Genomic DNA, 25,258 nt, shown 5'->3' with positions numbered 1-25,258 from the left:
CGGGGGGAAGGCGGCGCAACATGCAGAAGCTCGGGGACGGGGATCCGCAGCACACCGGTGTCTACCGGCTGCTGGGACGGCTCGGTGCGGGCGGTATGGGCCACGTCTATCTGGCCAGATCGGACCGCGGACGCACCGTCGCCGTCAAGCTGGTGCGCGAGGAGCTGGCCGCGATCGAGGAGTTCCGGGAGCGGTTCCGGCAGGAGGTCGAGTCCGCGCGGCGGGTCGGCGGCCACTGGACGGCGCCCGTGCTGGACGCCGACACCGAGGCCGCCGTGCCGTGGGTCGCCACCGGGTATGTCGCCGGTCCCAGCCTCCAGCAGGTCGTCGGGCACGACCACGGCGCCCTGCCGGAGCGTTCGGTACGGATTCTGGCCGCCGGGCTCGCCCACGCGCTCCAGGACATCCACGCCGCCGGGATCGTCCACCGCGACCTCAAGCCGTCCAACGTGCTCGTGACCATCGACGGCCCCCGGGTCATCGACTTCGGTATCGCGCGGGCCCTGGAGACGGTGACCGACGGCGGTCTCACCCGCACTGGCGCGGTGGTGGGCTCGCCCGGCTTCATGGCGCCGGAGCAGGTGCGCGGCGACCGGATCACGCCCGCGTGCGACGTGTTCTGCCTCGGCTCGGTCCTCGCCTACGCGGCCACCGGCGACCTGCCCTTCGGCACCGCCAACAGCGGCGTGCACGCGCTGATGTTCCGCATCGCGCAGGAGGAACCCGACCTGGCGGGGGTGCCCGAGGGCATCGCCGGCCTCGTGCGCGACTGCCTGCGGAAGGACCCCGCCGCGCGCCCCACCCTCGCCAACGTCCTGGAGCGCACGGGCGCGCAGGACACGGTCACCTACGGCCGCTCCCGCGAGCCGTGGCTGCCCGGCGCCCTGGTGGCCCAGCTCGGCCGGCACGCGGTACGGCTGCTGGACACGGAGAACCCCGAATCACCGGGTACGCCGGGAGCGCCGGCCGACGGCACGGTCCCCACCGAGAACCCGGCCGCCGCGAACCCGTACCAGGCCCCAAGCCCGTCCGGGGCGCCGAACCCGTACCCGGCACCGAACCTGTCCGGGCCACCGGCCCTGAGCCCGTCCCCGGCCCCGGACGGCCCCCCGGCACCGCGCGAGCCCGGCACCGGCGGCGACGGCGGCGACGGCACCCCCCTCAACCACCTCCCCACCCTGGTCGCGGGCCAGATCCCCCCGGCGCCCCAGCCACCCGCCCACGGCTACGCCCCGGCCCCGACCCCGGCCCTGCCCCCCGCCTGGTCCGCGCCGCCCGGATACCAGCCGTACGGAGGCGGCGGCCTCGGCTCGACCCCGCCCTACGGGCCCCCGCCGCCGTACGGCCTGCCGCGGGGGCCGTCCCACGGCCGCCGTTCCACCGTGCTGCTGATCGTCGTCGCCCTGGTCGTCGCGCTGGGCGCGGGCGGCGCGGTCTACGCGCTGATGAGCGGGGGCGACGACGCAGACCTGGCCGGCGGCGACTCCACGAGCAGTCCGACGGCCGGCGCGTCCCAGCACCCGGGACCGGATACGGGCGGCTCGACTCCGACGGTCGACGTGGACCGGCCGTCCCCGTCCCCGTCCCGGTCGGCCCAGGAGGGCACGATCCCGTCGGCCTACCTCGGCACATGGTCCACGACCATCGACAACGCCTCCGGTGTCCACACCCGCCGCCTGACCATCCGGCAGGGCGAGGTGGGCGACACGGTCCTCTCCCTGGTCGCCCAGGGCCCCGCGGGCAGCGGCACCTACCGCTGCGTCTTCCAGGGCACCCTCACCGACGCCCCGGGCCCCGACGGCCCCCTGAACATCGGCCCCTCCACCGTGCGGTCCGGCTCCCCCGCCTCCTGCTCGCCGGGCGACCCCACCCGGATCACCCTTCTGGCGAACGGCACCCTGGAACGCACCAACACGAACACCGACGAAAGACTGACCTACACCCGCCGGTGACCGCGCCGCCGCCCCGCCCGCCGACCGCAGGTCACCGCGGCTCGGGCGGTCGCTGTCGGGGCATGTTCGGCCGGGCCCCGTTCGACGGCACCGAGAAGCGGGCCGAGCCCCCGGTCCCCGGCTCCGCGCGCCCACCGCCGGACGCCGGAACCTGCAACCCCAGTGGGGCGCCGCCGCCCCGGAACCCCACCATCCAGTCCGCCGTCTCCGCCCGCACCAGCTCCGTCACGTCCTCCGAGAACCGCCGCAGCACCAGCAGGCACCGCTCCGCCGCCTCGCTCGCCGTGCCGTCCGCGGGGCCCAGCACCTCCCGCACGCTCTCCGAGGCCCAGTCGAACTGGAGCGCCTGAAGCCGCCGCTGCACCGCCTGCGCCGTGGCCACGTCCCGCATCCACCCGGACGTGACCCCGAAGTACCGGTCCCCGGCCACGCACGCCACCGCGAGGAGCAGCGCCAGATAGCCCCAGGGAGCGACCCCGCCCACCACGCCCGACATGTCCAGCAGCGGCAGCGCGGCCCCGGCGACCGCTCCCACCGCGGCCCCGGCCCGCAGCGCCACGGCACCCCGCCGCTTGCCCACCCGGTCCGCCAGATACCAGGCCGCGGTGTCCAGCGCGCCCCGCTCCACCCACCGGTACAGCTCGTCCAGCCGTTCCGCGGGCAGGGCCCAGTCGCCGAGCGGAAACGCCCGCCCGCCCAGGTCGCCCGGCCGCAGCCCGGCCGCCCCCTCGCCGCCCCGCCCGTCGTGCGGCGGCCCCTCGGGCTGCATCTCCGGCTGACCCACCCGGCACTCCCTACTGCTCACCGTCCGTGAAGACCTCATGCGCCGGGTCCCTTCCTACCGCCCAACGGGTGGCGGAACAGCGGGTTCCGCCGCTTTTCCGTCCGGAAGAGGGCGTTGATCAGGTATAGGGCCCGCCCGACATCACTCGAAAGAGTGCTGGGGCGAGGGCCGCGCGGACCACGTAGGCTCGTGCCGAACGGCAAAACCCGCGGCGACCCCGCGGTGACAGGTGACGGCGCAGACAGGAGCTGAACGTGATCCCCGGTGGTGGCCAGCCCAACATGCAGCAGCTGCTTCAGCAGGCCCAGAAGATGCAGCAGGATCTCGCCCAGGCCCAGGAGGAGCTGGCGAGGACCGAGGTCGACGGGCAGGCGGGCGGCGGCCTGGTGAAGGCCACGGTCACCGGCTCCGGCGAGCTGCGCGGTCTGCGGATCGACCCGAAGGCGGTGGACCCGGAGGACACCGAGACCCTCGCCGACCTGATCGTCGCCGCGGTCCAGGCGGCCACCGAGAACGCGCAGAACCTCCAGCAGGAGAAGCTGGGCCCGCTCGCCCAGGGCCTCGGCGGCGGTGGCATCCCGGGCCTGCCTTTCTGAGCCCGCCCTCCCCGCTCGCCTTTCTCAGACCGGGCGCGGCCCTCTACCGTACGTAGTGCAGGAACCTCACCCAGGAAGGACGGCAGTCCGTTGTACGAAGGCGTGGTCCAGGACCTCATCGACGAACTCGGGCGGCTGCCCGGCGTCGGTCCCAAGAGCGCGCAGCGGATCGCCTTCCACATCCTCCAGGCGGAACCGACGGACGTACGGCGCCTCGCCCACGCCCTGATGGAGGTGAAGGCGAAGGTCCGCTTCTGTGCGACCTGCGGCAATGTCGCGCAGGAGGAGCGGTGCAACATCTGCCGCGACCCGCGCCGCGACCCGTCCGTCATCTGCGTCGTGGAGGAGCCGAAGGACGTCGTCGCCATCGAGCGCACCCGCGAGTTCCGCGGGTGCTACCACGTGCTCGGCGGCGCGATCAGCCCGATCGACGGAGTCGGCCCCGACGATCTCCGTATCCGTGAACTGCTCGCCCGCCTCGCGGACGGCGCGGTCACCGAACTGATCCTGGCCACGGACCCGAATCTGGAGGGCGAGGCCACGGCCACGTACCTCGCCCGCATGATCAAGCCCATGGGCCTCAAGGTCACCCGCCTGGCCAGCGGCCTCCCGGTGGGCGGAGACCTGGAATACGCGGACGAGGTGACCCTCGGCCGCGCCTTCGAGGGGAGACGACTCCTAGATGTCTGACGCCACGCTGCACGCGACCAACCAGAATCCGGACGACTTCGCGGTCCAGATCGCGGACCAGATCGAGAGCTTCCTGGTCGCCGTCACCGAGGTCGCCAAGGGCGACGAACCGGACTCGGCGGTCCCCTTCCTCCTCCTGGAGGTCTCCCAGCTGATGCTGGCCGGCGGCCGTCTGGGCGCCCACGAGGACATCGTCCCGGACGAGCGCTACGAGCCCGACCCGGGCCCCGAGCTGGACGTGGACTCCCTGCGCGAGAACCTGGCCCGCATCCTTGAGCCGGTCGACGTCTACTCCGAGGTCTTCGACCCCTACGAGCCGCGCCGGGCCCGGGTGCCGGCCCGTATCTCCGACGACCTCACCGACGTCATCACCGACCTCCGCCACGGCATGGTCCACTACAAGGCGGGCCGCACCACGGAGGCCCTGTGGTGGTGGCAGTTCTCCTACTTCTCCAACTGGGGCTCCACGGCCTCCGCGACCCTGCGCGCCCTCCAGTCGGTCGTCGCCCACGTCCGCCTGAACCAGCCCCTTGAGGAACTGGACGGCCTCGACACCGACCAGGAACTCGGCGACGAGACCCTGGAGACGGAGGCCGGCAAGGTCATGGTGGAGGAGATCGCGGGCCCGCTGGGTCTGCGCCCGGTGCGGTAGTCCCCTGAGCGGGCCCCGCTTGTGAACGTGTGACTCACGGCACTTTTCCGAGTGACCCCCGTGCTCCTGGGCATGAGCCACCCCGAGCAAGGGGCGCCCGGAGGTCTCACCATGCGATACCGCAGGGGGGAAAACCGGACGCTCGGTAAAATGAGCCGACCGCAGTACATATATGTACGTGCGGAAAGAGACGGATTGAGCGAGGAGCGCACGTGGGCCTTGTCGTGCAGAAGTACGGAGGCTCCTCCGTAGCCGATGCCGAGGGCATCAAGCGCGTCGCCAAGCGGATCGTGGAAGCGAAGAAGAACGGCAACCAGGTGGTCGCCGTCGTTTCCGCGATGGGCGACACGACGGACGAGCTGATCGATCTCGCCGAGCAGGTATCCCCGATCCCTGCCGGGCGGGAACTCGACATGCTGCTGACCGCCGGAGAGCGCATCTCCATGGCGCTGCTGGCCATGGCGATCAAAAACCTGGGCCACGAGGCCCAGTCGTTCACCGGCAGCCAGGCCGGGGTCATCACCGACTCGGTGCACAACAAGGCCCGGATCATCGACGTGACGCCGGGGCGCATCCGGACCTCGGTGGACGAGGGCAATGTCGCCATCGTGGCCGGCTTCCAGGGCGTCAGCCAGGACAGCAAGGACATCACCACGCTGGGCCGCGGCGGATCCGACACCACGGCCGTCGCCCTCGCCGCGGCCCTGGACGCGGATGTCTGCGAGATCTACACCGACGTGGACGGCGTGTTCACCGCCGACCCGCGCGTGGTGCCGAAGGCGAAGAAGATCGACTGGATCTCCTTCGAGGACATGCTGGAACTCGCGGCCTCCGGTTCCAAGGTGCTCCTCCACCGCTGCGTGGAGTACGCCCGCCGGTACGACATCCCGATCCACGTCCGGTCCAGCTTCAGCGGACTGCAGGGCACCTGGGTCAGCAGCGAGCCGATCAAGCAAGGGCAAGGGGTAGAGCAGGTGGAGCAGGCCATCATCTCCGGTGTCGCGCACGACACCTCGGAGGCCAAGATCACCGTCGTCGGTGTGCCGGACAAGCCGGGCGAGGCCGCCGGGATCTTCCGGACGATCGCCGACGCCCAGGTCAACATCGACATGGTCGTGCAGAATGTGTCCGCGGCCGCCACGGGCCTGACGGACATCTCCTTCACCCTGCCGAAGTCCGAGGGCCCCAAGGCCATCGACGCGCTGGAGAAGAACCGCTCCGGCATCGGCTTCGACTCGCTGCGCTACGACGACCAGATCGGCAAGATCTCGCTGGTCGGCGCCGGGATGAAGAGCCACCCCGGCGTCACCGCCGACTTCTTCACCGCGCTGTCCGACGCCGGCGTCAACATCGAGCTGATCTCGACCTCCGAGATCCGCATCTCGGTCGTCACCCGCAAGGACGTGGTGAACGACGCCGTGCGCGCCGTGCACACCGCCTTCGGGCTGGACTCCGACAGCGACGAGGCCGTCGTCTACGGAGGCACCGGGCGCTGATGTCCGACATCCCGTGCGCCGGGCGCACCGGACGGCCGACGCTGGCCGTCGTCGGGGCGACCGGTGCCGTCGGCCCGGTCATGCTCCAGATCCTGTCCCAGCACGCGGACGTCTCGGGGCGACATCCGCCTGATCGCCTCGCCCCGCTCGGCCGGCCGCAAGCTGACCGTGCGGGGCGAGGAGGTCGAGGTGGTGGCGCTCACCGAGGAGGCCTTCGACGGGGTGGACGTCGCCATGTTCGACGTACCCGACGAGGTCGCCGCCCAGTGGGCGCCGCTCGCCGCCGCCGGGGGCGCGGTGGTGGTCGACAACTCCGGCGCGTTCCGCCTGGATCCGGACGTGCCGCTCGTCGTGCCCGAGGTCAATCCGCACGCCGTGCGGATGCGGCCGCGCGGGATCGTCGCCAACCCCAACTGCACGACGCTGTCCATGATCGTGGCGATGGGCGCGCTGCACGCCGAGTTCGGGCTGCGCGAGCTGGTCGTCTCCTCGTACCAGGCGGTGAGCGGGGCCGGCCGGGACGGCGTGCAGACGCTGCGCCGGCAGCTGTCCCTGGTGGCCGGGTCCGAGCTGGGGACCGCGCCCGGCGACGTACGGCGGGCCGTCGGCGACGACACCGGGCCCTTCCCCGAGCCGGTCGCGCTGAACGTCGTGCCGTGGGCCGGATCGCTCCGGGAGGACGGCTGGTCCTCGGAGGAGATGAAGGTACGGGACGAGTCCCGCAAGATCCTCGGGCTGCCGCGGCTTCCGGTCGCCGTGACGTGCGTACGCGTGCCGGTGATTACCACGCACTCGCTGACCGTGCACGCCCGCTTCGAGGACGAGGTCACCGTCGACCGGGCCCGGGAGATCCTGGCCACCGCGCCCGGCGTCGTCCTCTTCGACAACCCGGCCGCGGGGGAGTTCCCGACCCCCGCCGACGTGGTCGGCACCGACCCGACCTGGGTCGGCCGGGTGCGGCGGGCCCTGGACGATCCGACGGCGCTCGAACTCTTCGTCTGCGGGGACAATCTGCGCAAGGGAGCCGCGCTGAACACCGCGCAGATCGCGGAGTTGGTGGCGGCCGAGTTCGGCTGAGGACGGATCGGCCGGGCAGGACTCCACGGCCGCCGAGGCGTTCGCCGCCGGGATCCGTCGACGAGATGTGATCCGTAAGGCGGTCCGGACCACTTGTACCCGGGACCCGTGGCATCAGAGGATTTCCTCCCCGCCCTCCGCAACCGTGCGAAGGGCGGGGAGCGTCTTTGCGGTCACCCGTTTCAGGGCGCGGGGGCGTGCGTCGGCGTGGGGACGCCGGGAGCGGGCGTGGGGACGCCCGTTCGTATGGGACATAGGGAAGAGCGGGACGATGAGGGCCTATGACGCACCGTCCATCCGGCGGTTGCCCGAGCGGCGCGGGAACGTGACGCCCGGCACGTACAACCCTCATGGGGGCGGGCGTGTCCAACTGGCGTGGCAGAGGTACTCGAATTCTCCCTTGCTCTCGGCTCAGCCGTGCGCCCGCCGGTCCGGCCCCGTGCGGCCGGTCCGGCCGGTGGCATGCCGGTGATCGCGCCCATGCCCGCAGCGCGGCCCGCCCGCATGCCGAACCAGCGCGAGGGCGCGGAGGACACGGTGGCGGCCGGTACCACCGTCGACCACCTCACCGAGACCTACCGGACGCACTACCGGTCGCTGCTCGGCCTCGCGGCCCTGCTCCTGGACGACACCGCCTCCTGCGAGGACGTCGTCCAGGAGGCCTTCATCCGCGTCCACTCGGCGCGCAAACGCGTCCGGGACCCCGAGAAGACCCTCGCGTATCTGCGGCAGACCGTCGTCAACCTCTCCCGCTCGGCGCTGCGCCGCCGCATCATCGGCCTCAAGCTGCTCTCCAAGCCCATGCCGGACATGGCGAGCGCGGAGGAGGGCGCCTACGACCAGTTGGAGCGCGACTCCCTGATCAAGGCGATGAAGGGACTCCAGCGCCGCCAGCGCGAGGTGCTGGTGCTGCGCTACTTCGCCGACATGACCGAGGCACAGGTCGCCCAGACGCTCGGCATATCGCTGGGCTCGGTCAAGGCGTACGGCTCGCGCGGCATCGCGGCGCTCAGGGTCGCCATGGAGGCGCCGGCATGAGCGGGGGCAACGAGCCGCGGCGCCACGTCCACGACGGACACGGGCACGAGGGACACGACGGACACGGGGAGGACGACGGGGACGAGCCCCGGGACGGCTCCCCGCAGGGGCCCCCGCCGGCCGGTCCGGCCGATCCGAACGGGCAAGAGCAGCCGAAGCACACGCACGCTGGGAACGGAACTGTGAACCACGGCCCCGCCGACCAGGGCCCCGACACGCAGGGGCCCGACGGGCTCGACTCCGACGAGCCGGCACTGCGCCGGATGATGCACCACGCGGTCCAGGACGTACGGCCGAGCGACGGCACCCTGGAGCACCTGCGCCGCGCGGTACCCGCCCGACGGGCCCGCAGGCGCCAGGCCGCCGTCGGCGTGGCGGCCGCCGCCCTCTTCATCGGCACGGCGGTCCCGGCCCTCGTGCACGTCTCCAACTCCACCGGCCCCGGCGCCGACCCGTCCGTCGCGGGCAGCGCCTCGCAGGCGCACGGCGGTTCCTCCCAGGGCAGGGACCCGGGCGGCGGCCGGAGCGGCGGCACCGGCGCGGCGGGCACCGCCGAGGGCACGGACAGCACCGGCGCCGACGCGACGCCCGACGGCAGGGAGAGCGGCGCCGCGACGGGCTCGGCCCCGGGTGCCGCCCCCTCCGCCAGCACCGCCGCCGACATCCCCCCGTGCACGGCCGGGCACTTCGGGCCGGTCGTCGTCGCGAGCATCGCCGAGCCCGACTCCGCGGGCGTCGTCTACGGCTCGTTCCGCGTCACCAACGCCTCCTCGGACGCCTGCGCCGTCACCGGTCCCGGCAACGTGGTCACCACCTCGCTGGGAGCGGCGGACGTCGGCAGGATCGGCACCGCACGGCACTCCCCCGGGGACGCCGCGGCCGGGCTGCCCGATCCGTCCCTGGAGGCCGCCTCGCTGACGCTGGCCCCGGACTCCGGGTACGAGGTGCGGTTCGCCTGGGTGCCCTCGGAGACCTGTCCCGTCACCGGCGGTGGCACGGGCGGCGGCACCGGCGGGTCCTCGCCCGACCCCACGCCCTCCGGGGACACGACCGCCGCGGGCGGCACCACCACGGGCGGCGGCGACACCGGCGCCACGACCCAGCTGGTCACCGAGGACGGCCCGGCCGAGGGAAGCGTGTCGGTGACATACACCCCGGAGGGCGGCTCGGAGTCGGCCACGGCCACGGTGGCCGGCGCGTGCGCGGGGACCGTGTACTGGACGGGCGTGCTGGCGGGTACGTAGCGCCCGCGGCGGTGCGGCCCGGGGCCCGGGGAAAGCGGGCGAGCCCGGCGTCAGACGCCGGACGGGCTGGGCTGCGGCTCGGGCTCGTCCTCCGGCGCGAGGCCCAGTTCCGCGTCCCGGGCGAGTTCGACCTCGCGGCGCAGCAGCCGGAACCACATGAAGACGACGAAGCCCACGAAGGCGAACCACTCGGCGGTGTAGCCGAGGTTCTGGAACGCCTTCAGGTCGAGCCCCGTGTTCTGCGGCGCGCTGACGGGCACGGCCCGCATCCCGGAGTCGCCCTCGTTGAGCGTGACCCACGCGTCGTAGACGTTGTACGGCACCAGGTTCAGCAGGGTCGCCGCGCTGATCGCGCCGGTCTGTCCCGCGGGCCACCCGGAGCGTCCGCTGACGCCGTTCGCGCCGGGCGACTCGGCGGCCTGGAGCGCACCGGTGACGGTGACCTCGCCGGTGGGCGGAGCCGGGGCCCTGGCCGGGTCGGGGGCGCCGGGCAGCCAGCCGCGGACGACCGGCAGGGCCTTGCCGCCGTCGGTGCGCAGCAGGGTGAGGACGTAGAAGCCGTCCCGGTCGTCCAGCTTCCGGTCCGGGACGAGCAGCTGATCGTCGTACCGGCCCGTCACGGTGGTCTGCTTGCCGACCGTCGTCTGGTCCACGGGCAGCAGCTCGGCCAGTGGCCGCGCGGCTTCCCGGCGGGCCGCCTCGTGCTGTGTGGACGCGGTCTCGTGGTCCTGCACCCGGTCCTCGAACCGGCCCAGTTGCCAGGAACCCATGAAGACGCAGAAGGGGATGGCGAGGACGACGAAGACGTTGATCCCCCACCATCGGGGCGTCAGCAGAAACCGGTACACGCCCTCCACGGTACGGGGCGCGGCCGTGCGGCCCTGCCGCGGGGCTGTGGAAAACGTGGCGGAGGGCAAGCGGACGGGCAAGGTTTTCCACAGGCTGGGGATCTTGTCTGCGCGCCGTCCCCGGGTTGGGCAGTATGGGGCCATGACTGAGAGCAACGGGTCCGGGCCGGCGGACGAGCGGCAGACGCAGGGCGAGCAGATGCCCGACTGGGAGAAGCGGTTCCGGGCGCCGAGAGTGTCACTGCCCGACTGGGCCGAGGACGCCCCGGACCGCTCCCTGTTCGTGTCCAACGCGACGGGGACCTACGAGCTGTACGCCTGGGACCGGGCGACCGGCGAGCAGCGCCAGGTCACGGACCGGCCCAACGGCACCACGGACGGGGTGCTCTCGCCGGACGGCGAGTGGGTGTGGTGGTTCGACGACAAGGACGGCGACGAGTTCGGCGTCTGGCGCCGCCAGCCCTTCACGGGCGGCCCGGACGAGGTCGCGGTGCCGGGCCTCGGCCACTCCTACCCGGCGGGCCTCGCCCTCGGCAGGGACGGGCGCACGGCCGTGGTCGGCCGCTCGACCGACGAGGACGGTACGACGATCCACCTCACCCGCGGCGACGGCGCCGCCCCGGTGGAGATCTACCGGCACCGCGAGTCCGCGGGCGTCGGCGACCTCTCCCACGACGGCACGCTGATCGCGATCGAGCACACCGAGCACGGCGACGCCATGCACTCGGCGCTGCGCGTCCTGCGCCCCGACGGCACGACGGTCGCCGAGCTGGACGACACCAAGGGCGGCCGGGAGGAGCTGGGCCTGGAGGTCCTGGGCTTCGCGCCGGTCGGCGGCGACACCCGCCTGCTCATCGGGCACCAGCGCCGGGGCCGCTGGGAGCCGCTGGTGTGGGACGTGGCCACGGGGGAGCAGACCGACCTCGCCCTGGAGCTGCCCGGCGACGTCAGCGCCGAGTGGTATCCGGACGGCGGCGGCCTGCTGCTCGTGCACGGCTTCGAGGCCCGCAGCGAGCTGTTCCGCTACGACTTCGCGGAGCGCGAGCTGCTGGAGATCGACACCCCCGCGGGCACCGTCTCCGGGGCGACGGCCCGCCCCGACGGCACCGTGGAGTACCTGTGGTCGTCGTCCGCCGAGCCGTCGGCCGTCCGCTCCACCACCGGCCGGGTCGTCCTGGACCCGCCCGGCATGAAGTCGCCCCGCTCGGTCCCGGTGGAGGACGTGTGGGTGGAGGGACCGGGGGGCCGCATCCACGCCCTGGTCCAGAAGCCGGCCGGTGCGGCGGGCCCGCTCCCGACGGTCTTCGACATCCACGGCGGCCCGACCTGGCACGACAGCGACTCCTTCGCCGCGGGCCCCGCCGCCTGGGTCGACCACGGGTATGCGGTGGTCCGCGTCAACTACCGGGGCTCCACCGGGTACGGCCGCGCCTGGACCGACGCCCTCAAGCACCGGGTGGGTCTCATTGAGCTGGAGGACATCGCGGCGGTGCGCGAGTGGGCGGTCGCCTCGGGCCTCGCGGACCCCGGCCGGCTGATCCTCACCGGCGGTTCCTGGGGCGGCTACCTCACCCTCCTCGGTGTCGGCACCCAGCCCGACGCGTGGACGCTGGGCATCGCCGCCGTGCCGGTCGCCGACTACGTCACCGCGTACCACGACGAGATGGAGGGCCTGAAGGCCCTCGACCGCACCCTGCTCGGCGGCACCCCCGAAGAGGTCCCCGAGCGCTTCGAGGCCTCCTCGCCCCTGACCTACGTCGACCGGGTCAAGGCCCCGGTCTACATCTCCGCCGGGGTCAACGACCCGCGCTGCCCCATCCGCCAGGTGGAGAACTACGTACAACGCCTGGAGGCCCGCGGCGCCACCCACGAGGTCTACCGCTACGACGCGGGACACGGCTCCCTGGTCGTGGACGAACGCATCAAGCAGCTCCGCCTGGAACTCGACTTCGCGGCAAGGCACCTGCCTCGGCCGTAGCCTCCCCACCGCCGCCGGCCGGGGGTGTGGGGGGCGCCGCCCCCTACACGTCCGACCGCTGCCGCGACCGCCGCCCCAGTAACTCCGCGAGCCCCCGCCGGGTGGCCGCCAGCACCACCCGGTCCGCGCCCCGGAGGACATACGTGTCGGGCACCTCCCACACCAACCGGGACTCCCGCGCACCCTGCGCGCCCGCGCCCTGCGGATCCGCGCCCGCCCCGGCACCCGGGTCCCCCCGCTCCCCCTCGGAGACCTCGAGCGCCAACACCCGCCAGGCCCCCGGCCGAAAGGTCTCCCCGACCGTCCGGCCCTCCAGCTGCGGATGCCCCGCCACCTCCACCGCCGCGAACAGCAGCACCCGCCGTTCGACGGGGATCGCCCCGAGGATCTGCCGCCCCATCATCGCCCCGGCGAACGACGGCGCCGCCAGGTGCGTCACACTGCGGCTGCGGGTCAGCGCGTCCGGGTGCGCGGCCCGCAGGGTGCGGTACACGGCGGTCGCGAAGTCGTCGTCGTACAGCCGCAGCACCACCCGCAACTGCGACCGCACGGACCGCGCGTACAGCACCGCCTCCAGGTTGGTCGTGTCCACGCTGGTCAGCGCGAGCAGCGAGTGCGCGCGATGGACCTTGGCGGCCTCCAGGACGCCCTCCTGGGTGACGTCCCCGAGCACCACCGGCACCCGCAGCCGCCGCGCGGTCGCCATGCCCCGCGCCTCGGGGTCGGCCTCGACGCACACCACGGGGATGTCCATCTCCCGCAGCCGGGTCAGCACCCGCGTGCCGATCTTGCCGAGGCCGAGCAGGACGACATGCCCGCCGAGCCCGCGCGGCGGCTTGCGCAGGGCCGACGCGCTGCGGAACGTCCCGAGGGCCTCCAGCACGGCCGCCAGCAGCACCGGCAGCAGCAGCAGGCCCACGAACCCGGAGAGCAGTTGCAGAATCTGGCGGCCCACGTCGTCGTTGTGCGCGGGCTCGTTGATGGAGAACAGGTCCAGCAGCGTCACATACGTCGCGTGCAGCGGATGGTCGCCCGTGACCACCATCAGCGCCACGGCCAGCGCCACCACGCACGCCGCCAGACCGGCCAGCGACCACCGCAGCCGCAGGGAGAACAGCTCGCTGAACGGCGGCACGACGGCGCGCCGGGCCGGCAGCGGCGGCCCGGAGTACGACACCTGCTCCAGGGCCACCGTCCCCCGCCCGGTCGCCGCCGCCACCGCCGCCGCGTCGGGCAGCAGTTGCGGCCCCTGGTCGCCGCTGTCCTCGGAACCGTCGGCCCCGGCCGGGTCGTTGCTCGTCGCGGACAGCAGCGCGAGGGTGCACAGCCCGGGGTCGGCCACCTCACCGGGGCGCGGCGGGTGCCGTTCCACCGCGCGCAGCAGCAGACCGTCGGTCTCCACGACCTTGCTGGTGCCGACGAGGGCGGTGGCCGCGAGCGCCGGCGCGGCCGTGTCGGCGTCGGACAGCACGGTCGTCGAGGACTCGGCGCCGCCGGGCCCGCCCGCCCGTCCGGCGCCGATCGCCAGCGCGGCGCTCTGGTCGAGGAGTTCCTCGATGTGCTGGCCCAGACGCCGGTTGTACAGGCGCAGGACCAGCCGCAGCCGCGGATTGAGCCGGCGGGCGGTCAGGGCCGCGCGGATGTTGGTCTCGTCGTCGTCGTACACGAGGGCCAGCGCGGTGGCCCGGTCCACGCCGGCCTCCGTGAGCACCTCCTCGGTCGGCTCGGCGGCCTCCAGTTCACGACTGGTGCCGCCCTGGTCGCCGTTGCCGGTCCGGCTGACGGCCGCGTTGACCATGTCCAGCAGCGCCGCCGAGGCCGCGCGGGCCCGGCCCACCACCGGCTGGCGCACCCGGCCCCCGGAGGGCGGGACGACGAGGGTGACCTGTTCGCGGTAGACACCGCGCAGTTCGGCCGCCAGGCGATGCGCCAGCCCGTCGTCTCCGCACACCACCATGTGCGCGTAGGTGTCACCCTGCGGAACCTGGTTCGGAACGCTCCCCGTATGTGTCCCCATTTGTCAAAAGACAGTACAGGCGGCGGGTGCGGTTCCACGAGAGCCGGAAGAGAACGGGGACGGCATCGAGGGCGGGTGAAGATTGCCGGGACACGGCAATGACATGCCGGAGCGCCGCATGTGATGATTCGTTTCACCGTGGCTCGGCGACGGTCGGGAGGGGGAAGCGCGCATGGCTTGGTTTCTCGGGCTGGGTATCACGGGGGTCGTGCTGCTCGCCCTGGCGCTGATCTTCGACGGAGTGCTGGAGGGCGTGTTCGACGGGGTGCTGGACGGCGTCCTGGAGGGGTGGCTGTCGCTGCCGGTGGTCGCCGGGTTCCTGGCGATGACCGGCTTCGGCGGCGCCATCGCCCTCGGCACCGGCTGGACCGGCCCCGTGGGCGCCACCGGGGTGGGTGTGGCCGCCGGAGTGGCGGCGGGCTGGCTGACGTACCGCTTCAGCCGCGCGCTGATGCGGGACCAGACCGCCGTCACGCCCCGCACGAACGACCTTCTCGGCACCTCCGGCAAGGTCGTGACCGCCATTCCGGCGGACGGCTACGGCGAGGTGCTGCTCCGGCTGGGCGGTCAGCCGTTGAAGTGCGCGGCCCGAAGCGCGGAGCCGGTGGCGCGCGGTGCGGAGGTGTGGGTCGAGTCGGTACCGACGGGCACGTCCGTCGTGGTCCGCCCCGTCGACCGTTGACTGCTTCCCCTCCGGCACTTCTGGCCGTTCTCTCTGTTCTGTCTCTCACTTCTGTCTTTCACTCGCCTTTCTTCTTCCGTATTTCTGTCTCTTCCTGTGTTCCGTTGTTCCTCTCTGTGTTCTGTGATTCGGGGGCGTTGTCATGAGTCCAGTTGTCATCGCGGTGGTGGGAGTCGTCGTACTCCTGGTGCTGCTCGCGCTGGTGGTGGTCAGCCGCTACAAGGTGGCCGGCCCGAGCGAGGCGTTCATTGTCACGGGACGGCGTGGCAAGAAGTCCACCGATCCCGAGACGGGGCGCGTCTTCACCGACAACAGCGGCCAGAAGGTCGTGGTCGGCGGTGGCGTGTTCGTCGTGCCGTTCGTGCAGCAGAAGTTCACGCTCGACCTCTCCTCGCGGCACATCCCGGTCGCCGTGCGCGGCGCGGTGACGCTGCGCGGAGTGAAGGCCAACCTCGAAGGCGTCGCGATCGTCAAGGTCGGCGGCACCGAGGACGCCATCCGCGCCGCCGCCCAGCGGTTCCTGATGCAGCAGGACGGCATCGTCGGCTTCACCCAGGAGGTGCTGTCCGGCGCACTGCGCGCGATCGTCGGGCGGATGTCCGTGGAGGACGTCATCCGGGACCGGGCCGCGTTCGCCGGGCAGGTCGCCGAGGAGGCGGAGGCGAGCCTGTCCGGGCAGGGCCTGGTGCTGGACGCCTTCCAGATCCAGGACATCACCACCGAGGGCTCCTACCTGGAGGACCTCGGCCGCCCCGAGGCGGCGCGGGCCAAGCAGGAGGCCGACATCGCCGAGGCCGTGGCCCGGCGGGCCGCCGAGCAGGCGCGGCTGAAGGCCGAGGAGGAGATCGCGGTCGCGCAGCGGACCCTCTACCTGAAGCAGGCCGAGATCAAGGCCGAGACCGACCAGGCGTCGGCCCGCGCCAACGCCGCGGGCCCGCTCGCCGAGGCGGCCCGGGAGCAGGACATCCTCGCCGAGCAGGAGAAGGTCGCCGAGCGGCAGGCCGCCCTGAAGGACCGCCAGCTCGACACCGAGGTGCGCAAGCCCGCCGACGCCAAGCGGTACGCGGCCGAGCAGGAGTCGGAGGCCCGCCGGGTGGCGCGGGTCAAGCAGGCGGAGGCCGAGCGCTCGGCGGAGATCGCCGCGGCCCAGGCCGAGGCCGAGCGGGCCCGGCTCACCGGTGAGGGCGAGAAGCAGCGGCGCGGCGCGCTGGCCGAGGCCGAGGCCATCGAGGGCCTCAAGCAGGGTGAGGCCGAGCGTTCCCGGCGTGCGGCGATCGCCGAGGCCGTACGGCTCGAGGGCGAGGCGGAGGCCGCCGCGATCGGCGCCAAGGGCTCGGCCGAGGCCGAGGCGATGCGTCAGAAGGCCGACGCCTTCGGGCAGTACGGCGAGGCGGCCGTGCTGCAGATGCTGGTCGAGGTGCTGCCGCAGGTGGTGGCCAAGGCGTCCGAGCCGCTCTCGGCCGTGGACAAGATGACGGTCATCTCGACGGACGGCGCGAGCCAACTGTCCCGCACGGTCGCCGACAACGTGGCCCAGGGCATGGAACTGCTCGGCTCCACCACGGGCGTCGACCTCGCGGCCCTGCTGAAGAACATCATCGGCCAGAACCCGAAGCCGCTGCGCCCGACGGACACGACGGACCAGCCCGCCCGCCCGGCCAACGGCAAGGTGGAGATCACCGACTGACACCCCGTCCGACGGACCCCGTCCGGAGACCGGCCCGCCCAGACCTCCTGGGCGGGCCGGCCCTGTCCCGGGTCCCGACGACGGCCCCCGCTACCGTCCGGCCCGCAGCTCGGACTCCCCCCACTGCCCGACGGTCACGTCGTCCCCGACGCGGAGCGTGCCGGGTCGCAGCACGGAGAACTTCGTGCCGAAGGCGATGCCGCCCCGGGCGGCCCTGCGGTAGCCGGCGAGGGTGCGCAGCGGTTCGGGGCCCGAGGGTGTGCCGGACTCCTGCTCGACCATGGTGACGGCGCAGCGGACGGCGAGCTTGGCGTAGCCCAGTTCGGCCGTGCCGAGGGTGAGGTGATGGGCGCGGTCCTCGGTGTGCGGTGCGTCCCAGCCGTCGACGACGATGTTCGGGCGGAAGCGGTTCATCGGCAGCGGGGGTTCGCCGCGCTCGGCCAGCCTGCGGCACAGTTCGTCCAGGCTGGAGCGGGAGAGGACGTGCACGGCGCCGCTGTCGGCGTAGCCGGAGGTGCCCGGCGTCCTGCCGTCCGTCACCCGGTCGTGTTCCGGCGGCACGCGGACCAGCCTGCTGGGCGTGCCGAGCAGGTCCGAGAGCCACTTGGCCACCGCGTCGCCCTGGTCGATGCCGCGGTACGGCGTCCCGAACAGCTCGACGGGCCGCCGGGGGCCGGTCGTGTCCACCTCGACGTTGATGCGGTCGCCGCCCCCGTTCCCCCTGTCGCCCGGCGCGCGGAGGGTGAGTCGCAGGCCGTCGGCGCTGATCTCCGGCCGGATCACGGCCAGCCGCGGGTCCCGTCGCTGTGTGCGGAAGACGCCGTCGTCGCCGACGACCATGAAACTGCGGTCGTGCGCGAGTCCCGCGGGCGTCAGCGTCGCCTCGCGCGCCCGGACCCCGGCGCACCCTTTGACGGGGTAGTACGTCAGCTCGGCGACGCGGGCGGTCGTCACGGCTGCCGGTACGGCTGCTGCTGCGGCTGCCCGTACGACGGACCGCCGGGGCCGCCCGGCGTGCCGCCCGCCTGGGACCGGAGCCGCTCCGCCTGCTCCTTGGGCAGTTGCTGTTCGGCGCCGCAGAAGGTGCACTGCGTCGCGTACTTCGTGGAGAACGGGAACAGCGGCACGAAGAACAGCGTGAACTTCGTGACGCGCTTCCTGAGCGTGTGCGCGGCGGGGTTGCCGCACCGGCCGCACACCAGCGTCAGTATCGCGAGCTGGTACACGTATCTCTTGGTGCCGAAGATGATCACGAGGTGGTCCTTCTCGGGTCGGTCCCCGCGGGCGCGAGGGGCACACGGATCTTCTCCCAGAGTCCCAGAGTGCACCGCCGGGTCGGCGGGGGTGGTTCCGAGGCGGTCGGCGGGTTCGTCCACGGACGTCCCGCGCTTGGCCGGCATCACGTCGACGGCGGCGACGATCGGCATCGGGCCGCCCCGGCACGCGGGGCGGCAGGCACGGCAAGATCGCACGGACCCGGGGGCCGGCCGGCCCTCCGGGGCGGGCCAGGGGTCCCGGGGGCGTGACGCGGGCCCCATACACGCCTACACACCGCACGCGGGCGTATTTGGGTACCGCCCCGGATGGTGCCGTCACCCCGGGTGGGGGACGCTGGAAGCAACTCCCCTTCATCGGCCCCAGAGGCCGCCGCACTCGACGGCGGCACCGGCCGGTCGGCGGCGCTCGTACCGCGAAGGACGCGCCGGGCCCGCCAAGGCCCCGGCCACGGGCCGTCCGACCACGAGAGGAGCCCGCGCCGATGAACGCAGCGACACGACCGGACCGCACCGCCGGGGTCGGCCGCATCCCTGCCGGTCGCGGGAGGCCTTGCGGGCCACGGACCGATCGGTACCACCGTCGTCCCCGCGTGGACGGCCGCGTACGCGTGGACGTGCCGCTCCGTTTTGGCGTGATCGTGCTGTCCCACCCCGTGAGGAGAGCACATGGCCCGCCCCACTGACCGCGTCGCCCGCCCAGGGCCCCGCGCCGGGAGGAGGACACCATGCCCGTCCCCTACAACCAGAAGCTCAGCGAGATCGAGAACGGCCTGCACCGTGAGGACCCCCGGTTCGCCCGCGGCCTCGCCGACGGCCGCCCCTGCCGACCGCGCGAGTACCGCTCCCGCCGGGCCTGGCTGCTGCTCGCCGTGGCCCTGGGCGCACTGGTCATCGGCGTGGTCATCGCCCACGGCCTGCTCATCGCCGCCGGCCTGGTCTTCGCCGGAGTGGCCGGCGAACTCCTCGACCCCGACCGCCGCGAACGGAAACCCCGCAGCCCGACCCCGGGAGCATGACCCCGCCCATGCTCCCGGCCTCGCCCGTGGCCCTGTCCCTGCCCCTGGCTCCGCGCTCGGCTCCGGCCCAGGCCACCACCGCCGACCAGCCCGGCCCCGCCCCCGCCCCCGCCGGCGCCCCGCCCCACCCGCTCCGCCAGCCCGTTGCCGGCCGCCCCGGCATCGCGGCGCAGCGGCATGTCGCCCCGGCCGCGACCGGCCCGTACCGCCGGGCACGGCCGGTGTCGCCGCCCCGGGTGCGCCGAGCGCCGGCGGCATCGTCTCCGGCCGCCTGTACGGCCCCCTCGTCGGCAACCCCGGGCCGGCCCGCCGCGCGGCCCCCGTCGGCCGACCGCCCCGCGGTCCCCTGCGTGCTCGATGAATCACCGTGAACCGCACACCATTTCATTCGCATATGTGATGGAACGCACCACAGTGCGTAAAAAGTCGTGCGGTAAACTTCTTTACCGAGCCGTGACGCTCCCTTGAGTGATTGGGTGCTCATTTTGCGGTGCGACACTCGGCATTCGCGATACTCGGCCCATGCCGACCGTGTCCGTACCGCTCGTGGTGTGTTGACGACGGAATTCGAGACGACTGAGGGGACGCGACATGGATCGAGCCGTCCCGGCCGTCAGGACCGTGCGTATCGACAACACCGCCCGTGACAGCGTTCCTGATGCGAACGCGGCCCGCCTCGGCGCCTGACCTCCCGGCCCCGCACCCGGCCCGACGCACCTGCTGAACGCCGAAGCCGAACGCCGCACGTCGCACCCGAACGCCCAACGCCGACCGTCCGCCGCCGAACGGCCACATCCCGCCACCCCCGGCCCTACCCCACCCTCACCCCACCCCCGCCGCGCCAGTGCGCCGCCCCGGCCCGACCGACCCGGACCGGCCCCGCACACCACGCCACCCTCGGCTGCGCCGACCCACCGCGCCCTTGACCGAGAAGGCCGAGAAGCCCGAGAAGGCACAGACGCCGCCACCGAACCCGAACCGGAGGACAGTCGCCCGTGCATGACACGACCGCCATGCTGATCGAACTGGGAGCGATCATCCTCGCCCTGGGGCTCCTGGGCCGCCTCGCGGGCCGGGTGGGGTTCTCCCCCATCCCCCTCTACCTGCTGGCCGGCCTCGCCTTCGGCCACGGCGGCATCCTGCCGCTCCAGGCCAGCGAGGAGTTCGTCGCCACCGGCGCGGAGATCGGCGTCATCCTGCTGCTGCTCCTGCTCGGCCTGGAGTACAGCGCCTCCGAACTGGTCACCAACCTCAAGACCCAGTACCCCTCCGGCCTGGTCGACTTCGTCCTCAACGCCGTCCCCGGCGCCGTGGCGGCGCTGATTCTGGGCTGGGGCCCGGTGGCCGCCGTGGCACTCGCCGGCGTCACCTGGATCTCGTCCTCCGGAGTGATCGCCAAGGTACTCGGCGACCTCGGCCGGCTGGGCAACCGCGAGACCCCCGTCGTCCTCGGCGTCCTCGTCATCGAGGACCTCGCCATGGCCGTCTACCTGCCGATCCTGACCGCCCTGCTGGCCGGCGTCAGCCTGGCCGGCGGCAGCGTCACCCTGCTGATCTCCCTGGGCACCGTCGGCGCCGTCCTCTACGTCGCGCTCCGCCACGGGCGCCTGATCAGCCGCGCGGTCTCCTCGGACAACGCCGAGATGCTGCTGCTGGTCGTCCTCGGCCTCACCCTTCTCGTCGCCGGGCTCGCCCAGGAACTCCAGGTCTCCGCGGCCGTCGGCGCCTTCCTCGTCGGCATCGCCCTGTCCGGTGAGGTCGCCGAGGGCGCCAGCAGCCTCCTCACCCCGCTGCGCGACCTGTTCGCCGCCGTCTTCTTCGTCTTCTTCGGCCTGTCCACCGACCCCGCCGACATCCCGCCCGTCCTCGTCCCCGCCCTGCTCCTCGCCGCCGTCACCGCTCTCACGAAGGTCGCCACCGGCTGGTACGCCGCGCGCCGCGCCGGCATCCAGGGCGCGGGCCGCTGGCGGGCGGGCGGCACCCTGGTCGCCCGCGGCGAGTTCTCCATCGTCATCGCCGGACTCGCCGTGGGCGTGGAGCCCCGTATCGGCCCGCTGGCCACCGCGTACGTCCTCATCCTGGTCGTCCTCGGCCCCCTCACCGCCCGCTTCACCGAGCCGATCGCGCGCCGCGTCACCCGCCGGCCCACCGCACCGGCCCCGGGGTCCGCCGCCACCGGCGCGGAGCCCACCGCGGACTCCCCGCACATCAACGTCTGAGAACGCGCCGGGCCCCTCGGCCCGCCACGGCAGGAGGGATGGACGACCCCGTGCACGACAGGCCTGGCGAGTTCCTCGACGGCTACGCCCGGATCGTGGCGGACGCCTCCGCCACCGGCCGCGGCCTCACCCCCCAGGAGCGCGACTCGCGCCGCGAGCTGGGCGCGAGGGCCGCGATGTCCGGCCACGGATGGCGCGTGCTGGTGCGCGAACACCTCGCGGCCGGGCGTGCCGCCTGGCCCGACAAGGCCGACCCGCGCGACGTGCTGTCCGTGGTCGAACAGGCCTTGGACGCCTTCGCGGACGGCTACGAGCGGGCCCAGCGCCTGGTCATACGGCAGGAGGAAGAGGCCCGTCGCGGGTTCATCGACGACCTGCTCAACGGGGGCGGCGACCCCGGACACCTCGCCGCGCGTGCGGAACGCTTCGGGCTGCGGCTCTCCCGCGCCCACGCGGTGGCGGTCGCCGAGGGCGCGGACAAGTACGTCGAGACCGACTCCGCCTTTAGGCAGGTGGCGGACACCCTGTTCGCCCGCTTCGAGAACCGCCGCATCCTGCTCACCGCCAAGGACGGCCGCATGATATGCATCGCGCCCGGCGACCAGGACGACGTACTGCTCCACTTCGCCAAGCACGCCCACGCCGCCACCGACGGCGGCCAGGTCGCCGTCGGCCGCCCCCGGCCCGGCTCCACCGGGATCGGGCACTCCTACGAGGAGGCCCTCAACGCCCTGGACACAGCCCAGCGCATGGGCTTCGACGACCCGCTGCTGCGCGCCGCCGACCTGCTGATCTTCCCGGTCCTCGCCCGCGACCGGCAGGCCCTGATGGACCTCGTGGAGGCCACCCTCGGCCCGCTGGAGCAGGCGCGCGGCGGAGCCCAGCCCCTCCTCGACACCCTGACCGTCTACTTCGACACCGGCTGCGTGGCCGCCGAAGCCGCCCGCCGGCTCACACTGAGTGTGCGGGCGCTGACGTACCGGCTGCAACGCGTCCGCACGCTCACCGGCACCGATCCCGCCGACCCCGCGCACCGCTACACGTTGCAGACCGCGGTCATCGGCGCCCGCCTGCTCGACTGGCCGACCAGGCCGCTGTGAGGGCCGTGCCGCTCACTCCCGGCCGAGGACCTCCGCGGCCGCGTCGACGCCCTCGCGGGTACCGATCACGATCAGCGTGTCCCCGCCGGCCAGCCGGAAGTCCGGCCCCGGTGACGGGATCGCCTCGGCCCGCCGCAGCACCGCCACGATCGACACGCCGGTCTCCGTACGCATCCGGGTGTCGCCGAGCACGCGTCCGTTCCAGTAGGACGTCGCCGACAGCCCGACCCGCTCCGCGACCAGGCCCAGCTCGGTCGTCGACAGCAGGCTGGGACTGTGATGGGCGGGCATCAGCGCGTCGATGACCAGCGCCGCCTCTTCCGTGGTCAACCTCACGGACAGCGCGCAGTCGTCCGGATCATCCGTGCGGTACGCGCTCAGCGTCCGCGCCCCGTCCCGCTCCGCCACCACCGACAGCTGACGCCGCTCGCGGGTGACCAGGTCGTACCGCACCCCGATCCCCGGCAACGGCGTCCTGCTCGTACGCGCAGCACCCACGACTGGCCCCCTGTTTCGACCCAGGCTTTTCCTTGGACAACCCGAGACACCATAGAGCGCCGTCGGCGAAAACGCGCCAACCAGGTCGGAGGTCGAGACAGTGAGGCGGTGCGTACACTACGCGCACATGACAAATCGAGGACCGCGGCGCCAGCGTGCCGGTCGGCTCAGGGGCGGTGCGGGTCGGTCTTGAGTTCGCCCATGAACGCGGTCCAGGAGTCGCGGTCGAAGGCGAGCACGGGGCCGTCGGGGGCTTTGCTGTCACGGACGGGGACGACGCGCTGGAATGCGTCGGCGACCTCTACGCAGTTGCCGCCCTCCTGGTTGCTGTGGCTGCTCTTGCGCCAGGAGGCGTCGTTCGGATCGGGAAGGGATATTCGTTTCACGGTGTAGCCCTCCGTCTCGGATCGGATCATGTCGTACGACGTACCGGTGGGATGGTCGGTTCAGGGGCGGTGCGGGTCGGTTTTGAGTTCGCCCATGAACGCGGTCCAGGAGTCGCGGTCGAAGTGGAGCACGGGGCCGTCGGGGGCTTTGCTGTCACGGACGGGGACGACGGCCGCGAATCCGTCGGCGACTTCCACGCAGTTGCCTCCTGCCTGGTTGCTGTGGCTGCTTCTGCGCCAGGAGGCGTCGTTCGGATCGGGAAGGGACATTCGTTTCACGGTGGTAGCCCTCCGTCTCGGATCGGAACATGTGTTACGGCGTACCAGTGGGCCGGTCGGCTCAGGGACGGTGCGGGATGGCTTTGAGCTGGCCTATGAACGCAATCCAGGAGTCGCACTCGAAGGAGAGCACGGGTCCGGTCGGGACCTTGCTGTCACGGACGGGGACGACGGCCCGGAATCCGTCGGCGACTTCCACGCAGTCGCCCCCCGCTTGATTGCTGTAACTGCTTCTGCGCCAGGCGGCGTCGTTCGGAACGGGATGGGACATTCGCGCCACGATAGCTGTCCTCCATCACGGATTGGATCATGTCGAGCGACATGAGAGGAGGCAGGGCTGCCGCCCGCAATTGATCGTACATCGCCTTGTAGTGACGGACGTTGGCCGGTTCTTCCGTGAGCCGGCCGTAGTCCGACCCCTCTGCGTAAGCGACTTCCAAGCCGTCCGGAAGCGTCAGGACGGTCAGTGACCCGCCCATCGCCTCGTGCCCGCCCTGGTCGAACGGCATCACCTGGACAGTGATGTGCGGCTCGGCGGACGCGTCGAGCAAGCGCCGCAACTGCCTCCGCATCACGTCCAGATCGCCGATCGAACGTTCCAGTACCGCCTCGTCCAGGACCACCCACAACTCCGGATGGCCGGGCGGAATCAGACGTTGCTGCCGCCCCATCCGGGCCGCGACCCGCTCCTCCAGTTCCTCTTTGCTGTCGACCAGCGTGTCCAGACTCAGTACCGCCCGTGCGTACTCCTCCGTCTGCAACAAACCCGGCACCACATGGGCGGCGTACTCCCGGACGGAAATGGCCCGTTCCGAATGACGGATGAACGCGCGGGACCAGTCGGGGAAGGCCTCCCGATACACGTACGGCCACAGCTCGACCAGCAGATTCTCCGCGCCGAGGATGGAATCGAGCGCACGTGCCAGCTCCAGCGTGGGCTTCGCCCCGGAGGCCCGCTCGATCTGCGTGATCCGGGTACTCACCACGTGGGCCTTGGCCCCGAGTTCGGCCTGGGCCAAGCCGGCCGAGGTACGCAGCCTGCGTACCCGCGCACCGAAGAGGGCGGCGAAGGACTCACCGGGATCAATTTCTTTGGCCAAGGCGTCACTTCCGTTCCTTACGGCCTGAGAGGTAATGCCGCGTCACCTTCCGAGCGTAGGACGACGGACCGACCCTTGAGTGCGGAACGTAACGAAACGAGCACTTGCCGCTCGACTCCTCGGACGAAAGACAAGGACGTAACCAGCCGTGCTGACAGGAACGCCCCCCTCGTTCAAGGCGCAGTTCGCATCGTCACCGCGAGGAGCCCGCCTCGCCCGGCGTCTGGCCGTACGGCGGATGGAGGAATGGGGGCACGCGAGGTCGTCGGACACGTCGTGCGCGGTGGCCCTGGTGGTGGGGGAGCTGACCGCGAACGCGGTCCGGCACGGCCACGTACCGGGCCATACCTTCGGTCTGCGACTCGCGCTGGACGAGGCGGCGGCCCTGATCCGCGTCGAGGTCGCGGACGCGGCCAGCGCGAAACGTCCCGCGGCCGGCTCACCGCCCACCTGCCCCGAAGGGGAGTCGGGCCGTGGCCTGTTCCTGGTGGACGTGCTGTCGGTGCGCTGGGGCTGGGAGCCCCGCCGCCCGGTGGGCAAGACGGTGTGGGCGGAGATCGCCGTGGCCGACGAGCCGAGGGACTGAGCCCGGAGCACGGCGCGGGATCCGGCCAATGGCCGACCGCGCGCTCTACTCGTGCC

General features: G+C 72.8%; 24 protein-coding genes and 1 pseudogene. 15 read left to right on the top strand and 10 right to left on the bottom strand.

Features of this window, described 5'->3' with window-relative positions; all coding sequences use genetic code 11:
- The first annotated feature begins 20 nt into the window (after window positions 1-20).
- Window positions 21-1,952, top strand: coding sequence for a serine/threonine-protein kinase (locus AC4IHM_RS15520; protein ID WP_490867619.1), 1,932 nt, complete (start codon window positions 21-23; stop codon window positions 1,950-1,952).
- Between the two features lie 31 nt (window positions 1,953-1,983).
- Here the strand turns inward: AC4IHM_RS15520 and AC4IHM_RS15515 are convergent, their stop codons facing one another.
- The gene (locus tag AC4IHM_RS15515; protein ID WP_490867618.1) at window positions 1,984-2,736 is read right to left on the bottom strand and encodes an SLATT domain-containing protein; all 753 of its coding nucleotides are present in this window, start codon (window positions 2,734-2,736) and stop codon (window positions 1,984-1,986) included.
- A 254-nt stretch (window positions 2,737-2,990) separates the two neighbouring features.
- Here AC4IHM_RS15515 and AC4IHM_RS15510 point away from each other — a divergent pair, with 254 nt between their 5' ends.
- The 7 genes and pseudogenes from AC4IHM_RS15510 (at window position 2,991) to AC4IHM_RS15480 (ending at window position 9,529) form a co-directional block, all read left to right on the top strand.
- A complete protein-coding gene (locus AC4IHM_RS15510) occupies window positions 2,991-3,332 on the top strand; it encodes a YbaB/EbfC family nucleoid-associated protein (protein ID WP_490867617.1) in 342 nt (113 codons plus the stop codon).
- Window positions 3,333-3,422: 90 nt separating this feature from the next.
- Complete coding sequence (gene recR, locus AC4IHM_RS15505) at window positions 3,423-4,022, top strand: recombination mediator RecR (RefSeq protein WP_490867616.1); 600 nt, start codon at window positions 3,423-3,425, stop codon at window positions 4,020-4,022.
- On the top strand, window positions 4,015-4,674 hold the full coding sequence (locus tag AC4IHM_RS15500; protein ID WP_490867615.1) for a DUF5063 domain-containing protein: 660 nt from the start codon (window positions 4,015-4,017) through the stop codon (window positions 4,672-4,674). Before recR ends, AC4IHM_RS15500 begins: the two co-directional genes overlap by 8 nt.
- A gap of 212 nt (window positions 4,675-4,886) precedes the next feature.
- Complete coding sequence (locus AC4IHM_RS15495; protein WP_490867614.1) at window positions 4,887-6,170, top strand: aspartate kinase; 1,284 nt, start codon at window positions 4,887-4,889, stop codon at window positions 6,168-6,170.
- Window positions 6,170-7,247, top strand: a pseudogene (locus AC4IHM_RS15490) (aspartate-semialdehyde dehydrogenase). Before AC4IHM_RS15495 ends, AC4IHM_RS15490 begins: the two are co-directional and overlap by 1 nt.
- A 462-nt stretch (window positions 7,248-7,709) precedes the next feature.
- Window positions 7,710-8,285 (top strand): SigE family RNA polymerase sigma factor, encoded by a 576-nt coding sequence (locus tag AC4IHM_RS15485; protein WP_490870843.1) that lies wholly within the window; start codon window positions 7,710-7,712, stop codon window positions 8,283-8,285.
- Window positions 8,282-9,529: a hypothetical protein gene (locus tag AC4IHM_RS15480; RefSeq protein ID WP_490867613.1), complete on the top strand. Its 1,248-nt coding sequence runs from the start codon at window positions 8,282-8,284 to the stop codon at window positions 9,527-9,529. Before AC4IHM_RS15485 ends, AC4IHM_RS15480 begins: the two co-directional genes overlap by 4 nt.
- Window positions 9,530-9,579: 50 nt before the next feature.
- On the opposite strand, the gene AC4IHM_RS15475 is transcribed toward AC4IHM_RS15480, so the two are convergent.
- Window positions 9,580-10,377 carry an SURF1 family protein gene (locus AC4IHM_RS15475; RefSeq protein ID WP_490867612.1) on the bottom strand — a complete coding sequence of 266 codons (798 nt, stop codon included), beginning with the start codon at window positions 10,375-10,377 and terminating at the stop codon, window positions 9,580-9,582.
- Between the two features lie 142 nt (window positions 10,378-10,519).
- Between AC4IHM_RS15475 and AC4IHM_RS15470 the strand changes: the two genes are divergently transcribed.
- Window positions 10,520-12,355, top strand: a complete 1,836-nt coding sequence (locus AC4IHM_RS15470; protein WP_490867611.1) for a S9 family peptidase — start codon at window positions 10,520-10,522, stop codon at window positions 12,353-12,355.
- Between the two features lie 43 nt (window positions 12,356-12,398).
- Here the strand turns inward: AC4IHM_RS15470 and AC4IHM_RS15465 are convergent, their stop codons facing one another.
- A complete protein-coding gene (locus AC4IHM_RS15465) occupies window positions 12,399-14,312 on the bottom strand; it encodes an NAD-binding protein (protein WP_490870842.1) in 1,914 nt (637 codons plus the stop codon).
- Between the two features lie 232 nt (window positions 14,313-14,544).
- Here AC4IHM_RS15465 and AC4IHM_RS15460 point away from each other — a divergent pair, with 232 nt between their 5' ends.
- Window positions 14,545-15,054 carry an NfeD C-terminal domain-containing protein gene (locus AC4IHM_RS15460; protein WP_490867610.1) on the top strand — a complete coding sequence of 170 codons (510 nt, stop codon included), beginning with the start codon at window positions 14,545-14,547 and terminating at the stop codon, window positions 15,052-15,054.
- A 142-nt stretch (window positions 15,055-15,196) separates the two neighbouring features.
- Window positions 15,197-16,741, top strand: coding sequence for a flotillin family protein (locus tag AC4IHM_RS15455; RefSeq protein ID WP_490867609.1), 1,545 nt, complete (start codon window positions 15,197-15,199; stop codon window positions 16,739-16,741).
- Window positions 16,742-16,831: 90 nt separating this feature from the next.
- Here AC4IHM_RS15455 and AC4IHM_RS15450 read toward each other — a convergent pair whose 3' ends face one another.
- Together AC4IHM_RS15450 and AC4IHM_RS15445 are read right to left on the bottom strand one after the other, a co-directional pair.
- Window positions 16,832-17,695 (bottom strand): MOSC domain-containing protein, encoded by an 864-nt coding sequence (locus AC4IHM_RS15450; RefSeq protein ID WP_490867608.1) that lies wholly within the window; start codon window positions 17,693-17,695, stop codon window positions 16,832-16,834.
- Window positions 17,692-17,994 (bottom strand): zinc-ribbon domain-containing protein, encoded by a 303-nt coding sequence (locus AC4IHM_RS15445; RefSeq protein ID WP_490870841.1) that lies wholly within the window; start codon window positions 17,992-17,994, stop codon window positions 17,692-17,694. The genes AC4IHM_RS15450 and AC4IHM_RS15445 overlap by 4 nt, the downstream gene beginning before the upstream one ends.
- Before the next feature lie 749 nt (window positions 17,995-18,743).
- Here AC4IHM_RS15445 and AC4IHM_RS15440 point away from each other — a divergent pair.
- From AC4IHM_RS15440 to AC4IHM_RS15430, 3 genes are all read left to right on the top strand, one after another.
- On the top strand, window positions 18,744-19,034 hold the full coding sequence (locus AC4IHM_RS15440) for a DUF3040 domain-containing protein (RefSeq protein WP_490867607.1): 291 nt from the start codon (window positions 18,744-18,746) through the stop codon (window positions 19,032-19,034).
- Between the two features lie 995 nt (window positions 19,035-20,029).
- Window positions 20,030-21,253 carry a cation:proton antiporter gene (locus AC4IHM_RS15435; RefSeq protein WP_490867606.1) on the top strand — a complete coding sequence of 408 codons (1,224 nt, stop codon included), beginning with the start codon at window positions 20,030-20,032 and terminating at the stop codon, window positions 21,251-21,253.
- Window positions 21,254-21,291: 38 nt separating this feature from the next.
- Window positions 21,292-22,353 (top strand): PucR family transcriptional regulator, encoded by a 1,062-nt coding sequence (locus AC4IHM_RS15430; protein ID WP_490867605.1) that lies wholly within the window; start codon window positions 21,292-21,294, stop codon window positions 22,351-22,353.
- Window positions 22,354-22,365: 12 nt separating this feature from the next.
- On the opposite strand, the gene AC4IHM_RS15425 is transcribed toward AC4IHM_RS15430, so the two are convergent.
- From AC4IHM_RS15425 to AC4IHM_RS15405, 5 genes are all read right to left on the bottom strand, one after another.
- Window positions 22,366-22,851 (bottom strand): cation:proton antiporter regulatory subunit, encoded by a 486-nt coding sequence (locus AC4IHM_RS15425; protein ID WP_490867604.1) that lies wholly within the window; start codon window positions 22,849-22,851, stop codon window positions 22,366-22,368.
- A gap of 167 nt (window positions 22,852-23,018) precedes the next feature.
- Window positions 23,019-23,267: a DUF397 domain-containing protein gene (locus AC4IHM_RS15420; RefSeq protein WP_490867603.1), complete on the bottom strand. Its 249-nt coding sequence runs from the start codon at window positions 23,265-23,267 to the stop codon at window positions 23,019-23,021.
- Window positions 23,268-23,297: 30 nt separating this feature from the next.
- On the bottom strand, window positions 23,298-23,507 hold the full coding sequence (locus tag AC4IHM_RS15415) for a DUF397 domain-containing protein (protein ID WP_490867602.1): 210 nt from the start codon (window positions 23,505-23,507) through the stop codon (window positions 23,298-23,300).
- Window positions 23,508-23,577: 70 nt separating this feature from the next.
- On the bottom strand, window positions 23,578-23,715 hold the full coding sequence (locus tag AC4IHM_RS15410; RefSeq protein ID WP_490867601.1) for a DUF397 domain-containing protein: 138 nt from the start codon (window positions 23,713-23,715) through the stop codon (window positions 23,578-23,580).
- The gene (locus tag AC4IHM_RS15405; protein WP_490867600.1) at window positions 23,672-24,616 is read right to left on the bottom strand and encodes a helix-turn-helix domain-containing protein; all 945 of its coding nucleotides are present in this window, start codon (window positions 24,614-24,616) and stop codon (window positions 23,672-23,674) included. Before AC4IHM_RS15405 ends, AC4IHM_RS15410 begins: the two co-directional genes overlap by 44 nt.
- Window positions 24,617-24,764: 148 nt before the next feature.
- Here AC4IHM_RS15405 and AC4IHM_RS15400 point away from each other — a divergent pair, with 148 nt between their 5' ends.
- Window positions 24,765-25,202, top strand: a complete 438-nt coding sequence (locus tag AC4IHM_RS15400; RefSeq protein ID WP_490867599.1) for an ATP-binding protein — start codon at window positions 24,765-24,767, stop codon at window positions 25,200-25,202.
- The last annotated feature ends 56 nt before the right edge of the window (window positions 25,203-25,258 follow it).

The organism is Streptomyces sp. SL06 (assembly GCF_058244745.1).
The sequence above is the reverse complement of the archived record's forward strand: the minus strand, read 5'-3'. Positions and strand labels throughout refer to the sequence as shown.